Source organism: Streptomyces sp. NPDC054863 (assembly GCF_053610825.1).
This window is the reverse complement of sequence record NZ_JBSGZD010000064.1, coordinates 17,586-33,700: the sequence shown is the minus strand read 5'-3', so window position 1 is coordinate 33,700 and position 16,115 is coordinate 17,586. Positions and strand designations below refer to the sequence as shown.

At 73.3% G+C, this 16,115-nt stretch carries 7 protein-coding genes; all 7 read right to left on the bottom strand.

The features are described from left to right. A partial coding sequence (gene argF, locus ACWGIG_RS14930) for an ornithine carbamoyltransferase (RefSeq protein WP_453321990.1) occupies positions 1-789 on the bottom strand: 789 nt, incomplete at its 3' end. A gap of 66 nt (positions 790-855) precedes the next feature. Continuing rightward, positions 856-2,088 (bottom strand): arginine deiminase, encoded by a 1,233-nt coding sequence (locus tag ACWGIG_RS14925; protein ID WP_453321989.1) that lies wholly within the window; start codon positions 2,086-2,088, stop codon positions 856-858. Between the two features lie 51 nt (positions 2,089-2,139). Further along, a complete protein-coding gene (locus ACWGIG_RS14920; protein WP_453321988.1) occupies positions 2,140-4,545 on the bottom strand; it encodes a hypothetical protein in 2,406 nt (801 codons plus the stop codon). Then, positions 4,545-6,722, bottom strand: coding sequence for a hypothetical protein (locus tag ACWGIG_RS14915; protein ID WP_453321987.1), 2,178 nt, complete (start codon positions 6,720-6,722; stop codon positions 4,545-4,547). The genes ACWGIG_RS14920 and ACWGIG_RS14915 overlap by 1 nt, the downstream gene beginning before the upstream one ends. Beyond that, positions 6,719-9,403 (bottom strand): hypothetical protein, encoded by a 2,685-nt coding sequence (locus ACWGIG_RS14910; protein ID WP_453321986.1) that lies wholly within the window; start codon positions 9,401-9,403, stop codon positions 6,719-6,721. The genes ACWGIG_RS14915 and ACWGIG_RS14910 overlap by 4 nt, the downstream gene beginning before the upstream one ends. After that, positions 9,400-13,614, bottom strand: coding sequence for a tubulin-like doman-containing protein (locus ACWGIG_RS14905; RefSeq protein ID WP_453321985.1), 4,215 nt, complete (start codon positions 13,612-13,614; stop codon positions 9,400-9,402). The genes ACWGIG_RS14910 and ACWGIG_RS14905 overlap by 4 nt, the downstream gene beginning before the upstream one ends. Positions 13,615-13,674: 60 nt before the next feature. After that, the gene (locus ACWGIG_RS14900) at positions 13,675-16,113 is read right to left on the bottom strand and encodes a VWA domain-containing protein (protein ID WP_453321984.1); all 2,439 of its coding nucleotides are present in this window, start codon (positions 16,111-16,113) and stop codon (positions 13,675-13,677) included. Positions 16,114-16,115 lie beyond the last annotated feature (2 nt).

The following is a 16,115-nucleotide window of genomic DNA, read 5'->3' as shown; positions in this document are numbered from 1 at the left end:
GGTCACCGCGTACGGGCCGAGCGCCTCGATGCGCTCGGCCCAGACCGCCTTGGGCTCGCCCATCGACACCCACACGTCGGTGGCGACGAAGTCGGCGCCGCGCACGCCCTCCTCGACCTCCTCGGTGAGCGTGATCCGGGCGCCGCTCTCCCCTGCGAGCTTGCGCGCCTGCGCGACGATCTCCTCGGCGGGCCAGTAGGCCCGGGGAGCGACGATCCGCACGTCCATCCCGAGCAGCGCCCCGGTCACCAGGTAGGAGTTGCCCATGTTGAAGCGCGCGTCACCGAGGTAGGCGAAGGCGATCCGCTCCAGGGGCTTGTCGCTGTGCTCGGTCATGGTGAGCACGTCGGCCAGCATCTGGGTGGGGTGCCAGTCGTCGGTGAGCCCGTTGAAGACCGGGACCCCGGCGTACGCGGCGAGCTCCTCGACCGTGGACTGGGCGTCGCCCCGGTACTCGATGCCGTCGAACATCCGCCCCAGCACCCGCCCGGTGTCCCTCGGCGACTCCTTGTGCCCGATCTGCGAACCGGCCGGATCGAGGTAGGTGGTCGAGGCGCCCTGGTCGGCAGCCGCGACCTCGAAGGCGCAGCGCGTGCGGGTCGACGTCTTCTCGAAGATCAGCGCGATGTTCCTGCCGCGCAGCCGCTGCACCTCGGAACCGGCCTTCTTCGCGGCTTTGAGCTCGGCGGCCAGATCGATCAGACCGCGGAACTCAGCTGCGGAGAAGTCGCTCTCCTTGAGGAAGTGACGGCCCTTCAGAGAGTGCCGGCCTTCGAGATATGACGCCATGGGGACGCTCCGGATGCGAGTGGGTGACTGCGCGAACAATGAAACTGTATACGTGGGAGCGCATCACTATACGGCTTCACGTTCGATTGGACAGCTCATGCAGCGGGGCCCGCCCCGGCCCCTGCCCAGTTCGCTGCCTCTGATCTCGATCACTTCGATGCCCTGTTTGCGCAGGTGGGTGTTGGTCGTCACATTTCTCTCGTATGCCACGACCACCCCCGGCTCGACGGCGAGGACATTGCAGCCGTCGTCCCACTGCTCCCGCTCCGCCGCATGCACATCCTGGGTGGCGGTCAGTACGCGTACGGAGTCGAGGCCGAGCGCGGCGGCGATCGCCCGGTGCATGTGCTCGGGCGGATGGTCGGTGACCTTGAGTTCGTTGCCGCCGACGCCCGGTTCGATCGTGTACGAGCGGAGCATGCCGAGGCCCGCGTACTGGGTGAAGGTGTCGCCGTCGACCATCGTCATCACCGTGTCGAGGTGCATGAAGGCTCGCCGCTTGGGCATGTCGAGCGCCACGATGGTCTGCGCGGAGCCCGCCGCGAAGAGACCCTTGGCCAGCATTTCCACTGCCTGCGGGGTGGTGCGCTCGCTCATGCCGATCAGCACGGCGCCGTTGCCGATGACCAGGACGTCGCCGCCCTCGATGGTCGAGGGGTAGTCGCTCTGCCCCTGCGACCAGGTGTGGAAGCCGCCCGCCTCCGGTCCCGTGAACAGCGGGTGGTGCTTGTAGATCGCCTCGAAGTGCACGGTCTCGCGCTGTCGGGCCGGCCAGCGCATCGCGTTGATGGAGACCCCGTCGTAGATCCAGGCCGAGGTGTCCCTGGTGAAGAGGTGGTTGGGCAGCGGACCGAGCAGGAAGTCGTCCAGGTCCATGACGTGGAAGCGGACCGAGGTCGGCTCGGGGTGGCGCTCCAGGTACTCCCGCTTGGTCATTCCGCCGACCAGCGCCTCGCACAGCTCGGCGGCGGGCAGTTCGTCGAAGGCGGCGCGCAGGTGGTCGGTGGCGAGCGGCCCGTACTCCTTCTCGTCGAAGACCCGGTCCAGTACGAGGCGTCTGGCGTCCGGAAGGTCCAGTGCCTCGGTCAGCAGGTCGCCGAAGAGGTGCACCTCCACACCCCGGTCGCGCAGTACGTCCGCGAACCCGTCGTGCTCCTGGCGTGCCCGGCGCACCCACAGCACGTCGTCGAAGAGGAGTGCGTCCTTGTTGGTGGGCGTGAGCCGCTTCAGTTCCAGATCGGGACGGTGGAGGATGACGCGGCGCAGCCGCCCGGTCTCGGAGTCGACGTGGAATCCCATGGCTCCCATCCTGGCCGAGACCGGCTTCCCACGCCCTGCTGATGGCCGGGATCAGAGGGCCACCACGACGACGACCAGGAGGGCGAGGAACAGCACGACGAGCGCGACGACAAGGAAGAGGACGTACCGGATCCGGCGGTCGTAGCCGTCCTCGTGCGGGGCGGCGGGGCGTGCGGCCGGTGCTGCTGCGTCCGTGCCGTGCTCGGGCCGTTCGGGCACGGAGGGGTGCCGGGACGCGGAGGGGCCTTCGGGCACGGAGGGTCGCTGGGGCGCGGAGGGGCGCTGGGGCGTGGCAGATCGCTCGGGCACGGAAGGTCGCTGGGGCGCGGCAGATCGCTCGGGCACGGAGGGTCGCTCAGGTGCGGAGGGCCGCGCCGCCACCGTGTGCGGGGCGCCCTCCGGGGGTGGTCGATCCGGGCCTGCGGACCGGCTGCCGCGTGGCTCGCGTCCCCTGGTGAGCAGCGCCCGCCACACCTCCTCGCGCAGGCCGGGCAGTTCGCCCTCCTCCAGGATCTGCCGTACGGCGGCCCTGGCGGCGGGGTCGGGGCCGGTGCGCAGCGCGGGCAGCAGCTCCGCCAGCCGCGCGCTCGGCCCGTCCTCGCCCGCCAGCGGCTGGACCGCCCACCGGTAGAGGGCAGCCGCGTTGGCTGCCCGGGTCTCCTGACCGGGGTACGTGCCGGCGGGTCCGGCCCAGCTCGGCAGGAACAGCTGTACGTCCAGCACGGCCTCGCACCATTGGAGGCGGGTGGCCTCCTTCCAGTGCGGCCAGCGCTCGGCGGCCTCCGTGACGAGGAGTGTCGTGGCCGGGTAGCTGAAGCCCTCGCGCACCGCCCTGACCAGGTCCGCGTCCGCGACCTCCGGCAGGTCGGCCACCACCTGCCGCTGCGCCTCGTCGGCGGACCGCTCGTCGAGCGGGCCGAGCCGGTCGAGGAGATCGTCGTACGTCAGCGACGGCTTGCGACGCCACACCGGCCGCCCCCGCCGGGCCCCCGAGGGCGCGGCCCAGTCGGCGGCGAGATACGCGGCGGCCGGGGGCGGGGCGACCTGATGTGGGGCGACCTGATGCGAGGTGGCCTGAGGCGGGACGGTCTGAGGCGGGGCAACGGGCGGCGGGGCGGCAGGGGGCGGCGAGGCCGAGCGCGGGGCTGCGGGGGGCGGGGCGGTCGGGGGGTACGGGGCCTCCGGGTACGAGGGTGCGGGCCGGGGCTGAGCGGGACGCTCGCGGCGGAGGTTGCGTTCGCGTTCGAGTGCGAGTTCCTGCTCGCGGTCGTGGGCGAGCCTGCGCTCCTGGGCGCGGGTCTGCTGTTGCTCGCGTTCGCGCTCGCGGGCCTGTTCCTGGTGGAGTGCCCGTTCCTGGCGGAGCTTGATGTCCTGCTGGCGCTCGAACTCCTGTTGGGCCTGGTCCTGCTGGCGCTCCAGTTCACGCAGCGCGCGTTCGGCCGTGCGGTGCATGTGGTCGGCGTCCACGGGTGCGGAGCGGTACTTCTCGGCGGCGTGCCCCAGTGCGTCCGCGACCTCGAACATCCGGGACTGCCGACCGACCCGGGCCAGATAGTGGCCGACCAGGTGGGCAGCGAGTTCCTCCGCGCGGTCGCCGCGCCCTTCGTCCGGGTCCACCCGGGTGCGCTGGGTGTCCTGCGCCGCCGAGCCCGGCCAGCGGCGTACGAAGGCGAACCGGATCAGCGTGGACTCGGCGGTGTCCCGGGTCGCATAGGTCCAGCGGTCCGGGACGATGCCGCTGAAGATCCCGTACAGGCCCATCAGCGTGCGGCAGGCGCTGCGCCCGCCCTCCCGGTCGAGCAGCATCTGCACGCGTTTGGGGTGCCGGATCAGTTCCGCCGCCGCCGCGACCAGGGGTCTGGCCGCTTCGGGTCCGCTCCCGTCGACCTCGTCGACCAGTGCGGCGTAGCCCCGCAGTGCGGAGTCGCGGAGCGCGTGGCCGGGGACCCGGGGCAGGTCTCCCCGTACCTCTCCCCAGTCCACGTCGGCGGCGAAGTCGTCCGCCCAGGCCCAGCTGTCCAGCCCGATGCAGGTGTCGGGGTCGAGGATCTGCGCGGGGCCGATGAGTGCGTGGCAGAGGGTGCCGGGGCGTCCGCCCGGGTCGCGGTGCGGGGTGCGGCGCAGCAGCATGGCGTTGCCCTGCCCGTGCTGTTCCAGCCGTACGAGGCCGGAGGCGTCCGGCCCGTCGGATGCGCTGAAATTCCCCCGCAGCAGCGGGGCCACGCTGCTGCGGAAGAGTTCCTGCACCTGGGTGCGCGAGCAGGACCAGGCGACCGGGCCGAAGCCGGTGTTGCCGGACCGGTTGGCCGCGTCCCAGCGGAAGACGATCTGGTCGACATCCGCCGCGGACCGCCCGGACCGCCCGGACTCCTCGTCCTGCCCGTACTGTCCGCCCTGCCCGTACTGCACGCCCTGCCCGTACTGCGCGCCCTGCCGTCTGCCTGTCGTGCCGCCCATCAGGTCCCCACCTCTTCCCGGTCCGCGCCGGGCAGCAGCCCGCACATGGCAAAGATCGACAGCAGCGGGGCCAGCACCCGCCGGGGCCGCACCCCGTGCGGGAACGCCGCGTCCCGCTCCTGTCCGCCGGTGGCCGCCACGAAGTGCAGCGTGCACCGCCCGCAGTCGTCGAACGGCTTCAACCAGGCCCGGCTGCCGTGGTGCTGGACGTACGCGTAGGCGTCCCTGCTCTCCTCACGCACCGTGCCCGCGTCGAAGCGGGACGCGGACGACCGGTTCAGCCAGCGGTCCACGACCGGGTCGAACCGTACGAGATCGCTCTTGTTGACCGCGACGGCCGCGGCGGCGTCCACGTAACGCCCGTTCCTGGGGATGCGGTTGAGGACGGTGGTGAACGCCTCGTCGCCCAGGTCGCGCTGCTGGATCCCGACCCGCTCGCGCACCGGATCCAGGGAGTCCAGCCGCAGCGCGCGCAGCGGATCGAGTACGAAGATGAACGCGCCGACCTCGCCGAGGAAGCGGGTCACCTCGTTGTCCTGCGCCAGGTCCTCGCCCGCGAGGTCGAAGAAGAGCACCGGGCGGGTCGTCCCGTGTCCGGCGACCAGCAGCCCGTCGGCGAAGTCCGCGAAGGGCTCCTGGTTGGTGCCGTCGAGCATTTCGCCCTGGTGGAGGCGCTGGACCTTCTCCTGGAGGAACTCCCGGTGCCAGTCCGGGTTCAGCGGCCGGCAGGTCAGTCCGTACGGTTCGAGGCCGCCCTGTTCGATCTCGCCGAGCATCGCGGCCAGCAGATGGGTCTTTCCGGCGGCGGAGCTGCCGACCATGGCGACGGTGAGCGGTTCGCCGTGGGTGAGGTACGGCACGGGCAGATAGTGCGGCCGGTCGCCCGGCGCGTGCGGGCACTTCTGGAAGGCGTGCCGGAGGGCTTCCGTCCGGTGCATCGGCCGACGTTCCCCCGTGAGGTCCAGGGGCTTGTACTCCTTCTTGGCGTTGCGTGCGAAGAGCCGGCCCTCGTCGTGGACGACGGGGAGCCGGCAGTGCGGGCAGAGCGGGGGGCGCGGGGTGAGCGGCTGCTGGGACGTGGACTCCGGTTCTGGTTCCGCTTCGGGCGGGGCGACGGGCCTGCGGGACGCTCTGAACCGATCGCGGAGGGTGGGGCGGCCGGGGCGGGAATCGTCGTACTCGTAACCTCCGTAGGCCGCCTGCCCGTTGGCACCGTCCGGGCCGCCCGTCCCGTCGGGACCGCCCGCGGGAGGCGTGCCGTCGCACGAGGGCTCGGCGACCCCCCTGGCCTGCCGCTTCGCCGCCGAACGGGCGTCGAAGTCGGCGCGGGCGCGCTGCAGCGGGTCGCTGTGCACGGAGGCCGCGGCGAGCGGATCGGGAGCGCCGAGCAGTCGCAACAGCCCGGCCGCGGCGGGACGTTCGGCGACCCGCGGTGCGAAGGCTCCGCTGCCGACGAGGGCGGCGAGCTGGCGGTAGTCGGCGAGGTCGGCGGGCGGGCCCGCGCCGTTGCCCGGCCGGCCGGAGAGCAGGGTGTAGGAGAGCTGGGCGACGGACCACACGTCGTCGCGCTCGTCGACGTCGCCCTGGCCCGCGCGCTGTTCGGGCGAGGCCCAGGGGCCGGCGCCGAAGGCGTCCCGCGGGTCGCCGACGCGGGCCGCGCTGAACGGTTCGGTCAGCTGCACCCGGGCGCCGTCCCAGCGGACGCTGTGCGGGGTCAGGTCCCGGTGAACGAGCCCGGCCGACCCGAACAGCCTGACCGCGAGCACCAGTTGACCGATGACGTTGCGCTGCGCCTGGATGCCGAGCGACCCCGCAAGCCCGGCGAGCGGCTCGCCCGTCGGCCGCCGGTAGAGGACGAAGGGCTCGGCGACCTCCAGGTTGAACCCGACGAGCCGGGTGAAGACCTCGCCGTACTCCTTCCCCCCGTAGCTCCGCTCGACGGTGACCGCGGCGGCGATCTCGCGCTCCAGCGCGTCGTACGCCGACGGGTTGCCCCTGGCGGAGAGCGGCAGCCGGTGCTGGACCACCTGCCAGCCCCCGCCGAGACTCGCGTCACGGGTCAGCGTCCCGGCCCGGCCCGGTGTCCTGCGGTCCTCGCCGAACCCGGCCGCGAAACGGGCGGAGCCCCCCTCGGGCAGGAAGAACTCCAGCTCTTCGACCGGCAGTGCCCTCGTCATGCGTATTCGCCCTCCGCTTCCGGTTCCGGTCCGTCGTAGGACCGCACCGTGCGGACGCCGCCCGCGCGCAACGGCACCAGGCCGAGCACCCCAGCGCGCCGTCCGCCCGGTGTCCACACCACATCGTCGGCCGCGCCTCGCCAGCCGTCCGGGTCGACCGCCTCCGCGCTCCGGCGGGCGGCCTCGGGCGCGAACCACACCCGGTGCTCCGCTTCCGGGTCCTTGGAGAGCATCCGGCGGTGCTCCGCGGCGCACAGCCGCACCGTCCGCCCGGCGAAGCCCTCGGAGTCGAGCATCTCGGCCGTACGGTCGATGGCGACGCCGATCAGCAGGGCGACGCCGGGCCGGTTCCCGAAGGTCCGGTCGGTACGGGCGAAGGGCGGTGGCGCGGCGGCGGCGTCGCGGCACAGAGCCGCGTGCTCCTGCTCCAGCAGCTCGCCGACTTTGGGCGGGAGCGGGAGGCGGCCGGCGGCTTCCGGGTCGCGTTCGACCGTCGCCCAGCAGGTGCCGAGGAGCTGGGTGATGCCGTCCGCCAGGTCGGACACGAGGGTCGGGACGAGGGCGGTGCCGCCGTCACCGGTCTCCCGTTCCAGCCACGGCGGCTGCACCGTGGCCTCCACCTGCCAGTCCTGCGGGGGTGGTTCGGAAGCCGGGGCGGCAGCAGGGCGGGGCGGCGGCAGGGGGTCGTCGAGCGGCCCACCGGTGGGCTCGGCCTCGATCGCTTCGCTCCAGTTGTCCCAACTCCAGGCGGTGGAGGCGGAGTCGGATTCGGCAACGGTGAAGGGATCAGGGGCAGGGTCGGGGGCGGGGGCGGGGTCACCATGCTCCACGGTCTCGTACTCATACCCGTGCCCGTGCCCTTGCCCGTTCCCGGCTCCCGGTGGGGCGGGCGGTGGTCGCACCTCGTACGTCTCCACGGTCACCGCAACTCTCCGCAGCAGGACGGAGATTGCCCGCGCCCCGTCCGAGCAGTGATAGCGGGCTTCGGCGAACAGCCAGTCGTGCACGGCCGTTTCGGCGATCAGGGCGTCGATGCCCGCCAGGCACTGCGCGGCCTCGTCCACTCGCATCTCCGTCCACCATGCCTCCACCGAGCGCGTCCAGTCGCGCACCGAGAGCAGCACGGACACGGCCACCGCCAGCACGAGGGCGGATGCCCCCCACCAGGGTGGTACACCGGCGAGTTGACCGACAAGACCGCCCACGGCCCCGCCGACCGCCCCGGCGACGAGGCGGCCGAGCCAGGCCGTGTCACCACCGCCGTCCAGCCGCCCGTCCGGCGAGCGGCTGGGCCTGCGCTTCAGCATCAGGAGGGCGGGCACCGCCATCGCGGCGCCCGCCAGCGGGCCGATCAGCCAGCCGAGCCACGGCCACAGTCCGGCGACGAACGCCAACAGGAAGGCCAGGGAGAAGTCGAAGGGCCTGGGCCGTTCCCGGACCACGAAGGGGGCGGGCGAGGCGAGCCTCCGCAGGTGGTCGCCGGGGCAGATCCGCTTGAGTTCGGTCAGCCGGGCCGCACTGCCCGCGGGCGCGGACAGGTCGGAGAGCGCCCCGAGCCTGGCCGCGACCGAACGCAGCGGGAGCCCCCGGCCGAGCAGCTGCTCGGTGTAGCCGCGCAGCCCCGGGGCGACGCTCTCCCGGGACACCTCGGTGATCTCGGGGAGCTCGATGCCGCGCCTGCTGAGGCGGCTTCGCTGTTCGGGGAGGAGGCGCAGGCCGTCGCCGTCGGTGAAGGCGCCGCCGACGGCTTCGCGGAAGCCGTGGAGCGCGTCGGCGAGTTCCACCAAGGGGCCCGGCAGGTCTGCCTGCCGGCGTGCGGAGGCGAAGAGTCCGGAGGCGGGCCAGGTCTGTTCGTACGCCCCCGTGACCTCGCGCAGCGCGTGCTCGCAGCGGCGGTGTTTCGCCTCGGCGTCGCCGCCCTGCACCAGCCAGGCCCGCTCCCGGATGCTCTTGGGCACGCCGCCGCCGAGCAGCGGGGCGAGCTCGGCGGGCACGGCCTCGGGTGATCCGGCGGACCCGGTGGCCGCCGGGTCGTCGGTGTATCCGTCGGCGTGTCCGGAGTGGTCCGCGGGCGAGGCGGTGGTGACGAGCGCGGGCGCCGGAACCTCCTCGCCCGCCAGCGTGTCCAGCGCCTGCCGCCAGGCCCGGCGCCGGGCTTCCTCGGTCAGGTCGTGTTCGACGATGCGTACGGAGGGTACGGCGACGCCGTCCCTGACCTGCCCGAGGGCGTGCAGCACAGCGTCGAAGACACCCGGCTCGGACAGCACCTCGGTCAACGGGCGCAGTACGTCGTCGCCGCCCGCACCCGGGGAAGCCGCCTCCCCCGCCAGGGCGTCGAGAACCCACAGCACCCCCGCGTCCGGCGGTCGCAGCGACAACGGCCGCGCCAGCGGCCGGACCGCAGGACCGTGCATCCCGTCGGCCGGGGCGGCGGCCCCGACCGCGAGGCAGACGATACGGGCGGGGCCGTGCGCGAACAGTTGCTCGTAGAGGAGTTGGTTACGGTCGAGCCGGGCGGCGTCGTCCACGACCAGGAACCGCCGCCGGGCCTGCGAGGACCGTACGAGCGCGAGCGCGTCGCGCACGGCACGGGCGCCTTCGCCCGGACCGGCACCCGGACCGGCGACGGCTCGCAGATCGATCCGGACCGCGTGCCCCGGCACCCCCTGCTCCACGCTCACCACGACTCCCCTTCCGCCCCGTCGTCGGAGGAGGACTTACGGGGCTCCCGCCCCTCGCCCTCAAAGCCACCCCGTCCCTCGCCCTCGAAGCCACCCCGTCCCTCGGACGACGACCAGCCGTCGGACGCACCCCGACTGTCGGACCCGGACCAACCGTCCGAAACCCCCCGGCCGTCGGACCCGGTCCAGCCGTCGGACGCCCGCGGCCCCTCGGACGCGGACCGGCCGTCCGGCACCGACCAGCCGTCGGACGCAATCCAGCCGTCGGGCATGGCTCTGCCGTCGGGCACGGCTCTGCTGTCAGGCCCAGCCCTGCCCTCGGACTCAGCCCTGCCCTCAGGTTCGAACCGACCGCCCGGCACACCCCGACGGCCGGCCGAAGACCGACCGTCAATCGCACCCCGACCATCGGAGGCAGACCGACCATCGGACGCAGACCGGCCATCGGGCACGGATCCGCCATCGGACGCACCCCGGCCGTCCGACGCGCCCCGGCCGCCCCGGTGCCAGTCGTCGTCGCCCCGGCCGTCACCGGCTTCGGCGTCGTGGTGTCCGGCGCGGCGGGCAAAACCGTCCGCCTCGCCGGCCCTGTCCGGCCACTCCGGATCGCCCCGCCCACCGGACTTCTCCGGCCGCTCCGATCCCGTCGGCCTCTGCGACCCCAGGCGCCTCCCCGGCCCACTCGGCCTTCCCTGCCGGTCCCCCTGGTCCGTCCGGCCCGAACCGTCTGCTCCGTCCGGCCTGTCCACCCGGTACTCCCGGCCCGGCCGGTACTCCCCACCCGCCTCGTACTCCCCGTTCCGCTCGTCCGGTTCCTCCGGCCACGCCGTCTCGTCCGGTGGCCACAAGGGGTCGTCGTCCCAGTCGTGGCCGGACTGCCGACGCTCGCCGTGGGACCGCTCGCCCTGCCGCCCCTCGCCCTGAGTGCGTTCCGGATCCGGGCGGTGGCCGTTCGCCCGGTGGGGGCCCGCCGGTCCGGGCCGACCGTCCGGTGCGGACCACTCGTCCGCCGGAGGGCGGCCGTTGGCGTACGGGCCGGGGCCCGCGCCCCTGCCCTGCCCGGCCCGCCCCGAGCCGCCGCCGCGCCCTGTCCCGTGCCGCTCGAACAGCGCCCGGAGGCTCGCCTTGGTCGGGCGCAGCGCGCCGGGGAAGCCCAGGTCGAGCGCCCCCTGGAAGGTCCGCTCCCAGAAGCCGCGCAGCGGAACCATCCACTCCTCGTCCTCCGCCCCGTACTCCCCCGCCAACTCGTCCAGAATCGCGATCTGCCGCGGCGCCACCTCCTCGACGAGGATGCGGAAGAGGTCGGAGGGAGGGACGGGAGTGGTGGTGAGACCGTGCGGCTGGGCGGCCATCAGCCGGTCGCAGAATTCCTCGATGATCTGCCCCTCGTCGAGCAGCGCCCACTGCTCGTACGCCCGCAGCAGGCCCGACCAGCTGGAGACCGACTCGTCGAACGCTTCGAGCCGCAGCGTCATCGTCGCGGAGTCGCCGTCCTGGAGGCGGATCCGGATGGCGTCGGGCGAGGCGGCGGGGCCGCGCACCTGGACCCGCCCGTTCCACATCGCGCAGAGAATGCGGTGCAGGATGCGCTGCCGGTCGTCCTCCGTACTGGCGAGCCAGTCGTCGCGGTAGCCGAGCCGCTGGCGCCAGTGCAGGAAGTCGTCGGTCCCGGCGGAGTCCCGGGATTCCGCCCAGAGCCGCAGCACGTGCCGCACCTCCGAGACGTCGGTGAGGCTCATCCCGCTGCGGAAGAGCACGACGGTGATCGCCTGGGTGTCCACCGCCCGGCTCTCCGGCCGTCCCCCCAGATCGCGCGGCAGGTTCAACTCCTGTTGCAGGAATTGGGAGTTACGCTCGTTGGTCTCGCTCTGCGGGTAGACGATCAGGACCTTCAGCGGGCCGTTGCCGTCCGGCGTGAAGCCCACCGGCAGCAGGCTCGCGAGCTGCGAGCGGAACTGCTCCAGCCAGCGGCCGTCGACCGACGCCTCCGCCTCCTCGTCCCCGGCCGCCGCCTGGAGCAGCACGCCCAGCGAGGGCAGCAGCGGGCGGTCGTTGAGCATGCCGGCCTCGCCGAAGAGGCCCTTGACCCGCCGCTCGACGACCTGCTTGATCTCCTTGACCGCGTCGCGCGGGGAGCGTCGTACGGCGTCCAGGGCGATCTGCCAGTCGGCGGGCTGGACCAGCTTGTCGAGCAGGCCCGCGGCGTCCTGGTTCTCGGGGAGCCCCTCGTTCTGCCGGAGCCGGTCGAAGACGTCGTCGTAGAAGGCGCCGAGGGTGCCCTGCGGGGGCAGCAGGTAGGAGACTCCGGTGCGGTCGTCGCGGTAGAGCTCCTTGCGGCGGTCACGGAAGGACTTGCGCTCGTCCTCCTCGTGCGCCTTCAACGCCCTTACCAGCGCGGTGACTTCCTTGATCGTACGGGCCAGCGGGGCGCGCCAGCGCAGCTCGTGGTCCTTCCAGCCGCGGTGCCACAGCCGGTTGGCCCGCCACTGGTACCAGCGGTCCTGCTCCTCGGTGGCCTCCTGCACGTCCGGGTCGCCCCAGCGGGCCGGGACGATGCCGCCGACGCTGCGCCTGATCCGGGGGACCTGGGGTGCGGAGGGGGTGACCCCGTCCGGCTTCTCGGGGTCGTTCTTGCGGTTGTCGAGCATCCCGGCGAAGCCGACCGCGGCAGCCCGCTGCGGATGGTCGGGGAGACCGAGCAGCACCCGCTCCGCCCTGAACGGGCCGACCAGGCCCAGGAGTTCGCGTGCTCCGGCCCCCGGCTTGAAGTCCTCGACCATGCGCGGAACCTCGCGGTCCAGGTCCCGGGCGAGCCGGACGAGGCCGTCGTCCATGTCGCCGATCCGGTCGCGGAGGGCCTGCCCGATGTCCTTGGTGCCCTTGGGCAGCGGGTCGGGGGCCGGGATCTCGGGGGCCTCCCGGGCCCAGAGCCTGCCGACGCCGGAGCGCTCGAACATGTCGCGGACCCGCTCGGTGCCCCGCTCGTCGCCCCGGGCCGCCCGCTCGCCCATGTCCCGTACGGCCTGGGCCAGCAGTCTGCTCGCGACGATCTCCGCGAGGTCGTCCACCGGCACGGTCAGCGACGCGGCCAGGCTGGTCGACATGCCGCGGTAGCCGATGCCGGAGCGGGACGGGGTGGAGCGTTCGACGCTCTTGTTGACGAAGCTCGCCGCGAAGGACTGGTAGTCGCCCTCGGTGCGGCCGCCCGCGGTGTCGTTGCCGAGTTCGGTGCCGATCAGCGACATCACCATGGCGGTGGCGGACCTGCGCAGGTCCTCCGGCCGGATCCCCGACGGCTTGCTGAACAGGAACGCCGTCTGGACGGTGGAGGAGCGCAGCCGGATCGGGCCTTCCCTCGGGTAGCGCACCGCCAGCGAACCGCGCTGCTCGACGTCGCCGAAATCGGACTGCGCACTGGGTACGTTCTGGTCGTCGACCAGCCGGGAGAGGTCCACCAGGGCGCGCGCCGCGTTGAGTTCGGCGTCCCGGCCGCCGCCCGCCTCGGGCGGGAACGCCGACGGCATGACCACCAGCGGGTAGATCTTCACCCCGGGCACCTTGGACTTGCGGAACTCGTGCCCGATGAGGTGGATGAAGTCGTAGTAGATTCCGGCGCCCGTACCGCCCGCCACGGAGAATGCCACGAAGACGTCGCAGCCGCGGATCTGCCGCCCTCCCACGTCCCGCAGGTCGCCCGCCGAGTTGCTGATCGCCATGATGGCGGCGCGGAGCGGGCCCAGTACGGGCTCCAGGCCGCCGCGCAGGGTCGCGAAGAGCGCGGACCTGCCGACGGTGGGAAGCTGGCCGGCCCCGCTGTGCAGCGGGGCGACCCGGGGCTCGCGCTCCTTGGGCGGCAGCCAGCTCCTCGTCTCCTCGTGCAGCGCCACCCGCAGCATCCGGGCGACGTCCGGGGAACTGTCGTGGTCGGCGGGCAGCAGGTCGTGGACGACCCTGGAGGTACGGGCGTACGCGGCCTGCTCCGCGCCCTTGGCCTGGAGGTGCGGCAGCTGGTCGAGCTCGCCCTCGCTGAAGTCCGCGTACACGAACTGCAGGCAGTCGGGCAGCTGGAAGCGCTTGCGCCGGTCGTCGACGGCGAGCTTGGTCCCGTCGGGGCCGCAGAGCTCGCGGCGCAGTCCGCGTTCCAGCTCCGCGCCGATCCGGCTGCCGGTGCCGCCCAGTCCGACGAAGAGCATGGGCTGGTAGATCTTCATGTCGTCTCTTGTCTCCCCTTGGTGCTTGGGCTCCGGGTTGGCGGGCCCCGTGGGCCGGGCTCAGAAGTTCTCGTCGTACGGACGGGTGCCGCGCCCCGGGCCGGGGCCGGAAGCGGAACCGGCGCCTGCGCCTGCACCCGGGTCCCGGGATGTGCCCCGGCCGCCGTCGGGTGCGGCCCCGCCCCTCCCGCCGCCCGGCCTGTTCCGCCTGTCCGGCCTGTCCTGCCTGTTCTGCCAGAACGGCCGTCGCGGCCTCCTGCCGGAACCTCCGCCCGGGGCACGGCGGTTGTCGTGGACGAGCAGGTCGATGCCCTCGCCCAGCTCGACCGGTTCCCCTGCCACCAGGGCCCGTTCGCCGCCCCGGTACGGCCTGACCATGATCGTTCCGCCGGTGGTGCGCCGCACCCGGTGCGCGTCCCCGCCGCTGCCGACCCGCTTGAGCTTGGGCGCGGATCCGCTCGCCCGCTCCACCGCGAAGCGGAAGTCGCCGCGGCCCTGCCCGGCCCGTACGGTCAGCGTGTCGACCGGCCTCCCGTCCCTGCGCAGTTCCAGCCGTACACCGGTCAGGTCGCGCCGCCGGGCGACGGCCTTCACCCGTACGACCACGAAGGCTGCGACGGCCAGCACCAGTGCGGCGGCGCCGACCACACCCCACCACCACCGGTCCCACCAGGTGGGCTCCGGTGCGACGAGGGCGTCGAGGAAGGTGGTGTCCAGGGCCCGCCCGCCGTCGTCGGTGTCGGTGAGCACGACGGACCCCGCGAGCTCCCCGAGCGGGGTGTCCGCGCCGACGGACACCGTGAAGGCGTGACGCGAACTGCCGGGCTCCGCACGCACCTTGACGGGCGTGACGCTCAACTGCGCACCCGGTGGCCGGTCCCCGAGACCGAGGGTGAGGGTGTGCGCGACGGTGTCGTTGTTCGTCACGTCCAAGGTGCCCCGGAGGGTTCCCCCCGGGTACACGGTGCTGCGCTCGACCGTGATCCCGGCCTCGACCGGCGCGGCGGTGGATCCGACAGTGACGTACAGCGGCCGACGGTCGCCGGTCACTCCCGGGGCGGACATCTCGCCGGTGACCTCGATGTTCCCGGTGACCCCCTTGGGCAGGTCGAGGGTGCCGGTGAAACGGGCGTCCCCGGCCTTCGCGTCGGGCTTGGTCCCGTCGTCCTTGAGCGTGGCGGTGACCGGACCGAAGCCCCGGCCGGTGACCTTGACGCCGACCCGCATGCCCTTGAGCTGGCCCTGGTCGGTGATGACGACGCCGCGCCTGGTCTGCATCCGCATCTCCACGACGGCCTGTTCACCGGCGCGCGGCGAGGCGGGGTCGAGGGTGATCGCGGAGCGGAGCCTGCCCTGCCAGATGGCGCGCACCGCGACCTCCTGGCCCTGGTGCCCCTCGGGCGCCTCGACCCGCACCTTCCACCGTCCCGGCAGCGGATTCTTCACCCGCAGCGCCTCCACCGGGCCGTCCTGACCGCTGACCTCGAAGCTGGACCCGTCGGCGGAACCGCCGGTGGGGACCTTCTTCCCGGTGGGGTCGTAGTACGTCACGGAGACCTTGCGGTCGTGTTTGCTGACCGTGATCGAGCCGTCGGTGGCGATCGGCGGGATGACCACCGACAGCTCCCCCGGCGGCCTGCCGCGGGTGCCCTCGACGACCTGGGCGCAGCGCGCGGCGGCGAACGTCTCCTGGAGGGCCTTGTCGATCTGCTCGGAATTCTCGACGACGCGCATCCGGGGCTTGGCGTCGGGGAGGTCGGCGCAGCCGTTGCGGTAGCCGCCGTTCGCCATCGCGGCGAGCGACCCGCGGTCGATCTCGTCACCGAAGCCGAGCGGCCAGATCTGCACCGACTCCCGGCGGGCGCGGGCGAGTTCGTCGGTGAGCTGCCGGGCGGCGCCGGCCTGCCGGGACGCCTTGTCCGGGCCGTACCCGGGGCTGTCGCCCACGTCCAGCTTCCCGTCGGTGAGCAGGAACACCACCTTGGGCGTGCCGGGTCTGCCCTCCCCGGTGAGCCGGCTCACCGCCTGCCGGACGGCGGCCGGGAAGTCGGTCCCGGGGCCGGTGCCGTTCTTGGCCCTGTTCCCGAGCTGCTGCACGCAGTCGCTGAGCTTCTGGCGGCCCGCCGCGCTGGACACCGTCAGGGTGCACACCTCGCGCACGGCGGACTGCCCGGCCTTCTCCGAGCTCCCGAAACCGATCACCGCCGCGCGCGACCGTTCCGATATCTCGCCCTGACTGAGCAGCGCGGCAGCCTCCACCTCGCGGGCCAGGTCCTTGTCGGAAAGGCTCTTGGAGAGGTCCACCACGACGGCGAAGTCGATCGGATCGGGCCCTTCCGCGGCCTGTTGCTGTCGCTGCTGCGCCTGTACGGGTGCGGGCAGTGCCGCACCCGCCAGCGCCAGGAGTACGAGCCCAAGCCCCGCCGCCCGCCAAGGCGCCCGGCCCCGCTCCCGGCCCTGCTCCCGGCCACGGCTGCGTCGCCGTCCGGTCTGCTTCATCT

Coding starts and splice junctions, on each gene's coding strand:
- ACWGIG_RS14905 (WP_453321985.1), bottom strand. CDS start 13,614: ATGAAGATCTACCAGCCCATGCTCTTCGTCGGACTGGGCGGCACCGGC.
- ACWGIG_RS14920 (WP_453321988.1), bottom strand. CDS start 4,545: ATGGGCGGCACGACAGGCAGACGGCAGGGCGCGCAGTACGGGCAGGGC.
- ACWGIG_RS14915 (WP_453321987.1), bottom strand. CDS start 6,722: ATGACGAGGGCACTGCCGGTCGAAGAGCTGGAGTTCTTCCTGCCCGAG.
- ACWGIG_RS14900 (WP_453321984.1), bottom strand. CDS start 16,113: ATGAAGCAGACCGGACGGCGACGCAGCCGTGGCCGGGAGCAGGGCCGG.
- ACWGIG_RS14925 (WP_453321989.1), bottom strand. CDS start 2,088: ATGGGATTCCACGTCGACTCCGAGACCGGGCGGCTGCGCCGCGTCATC.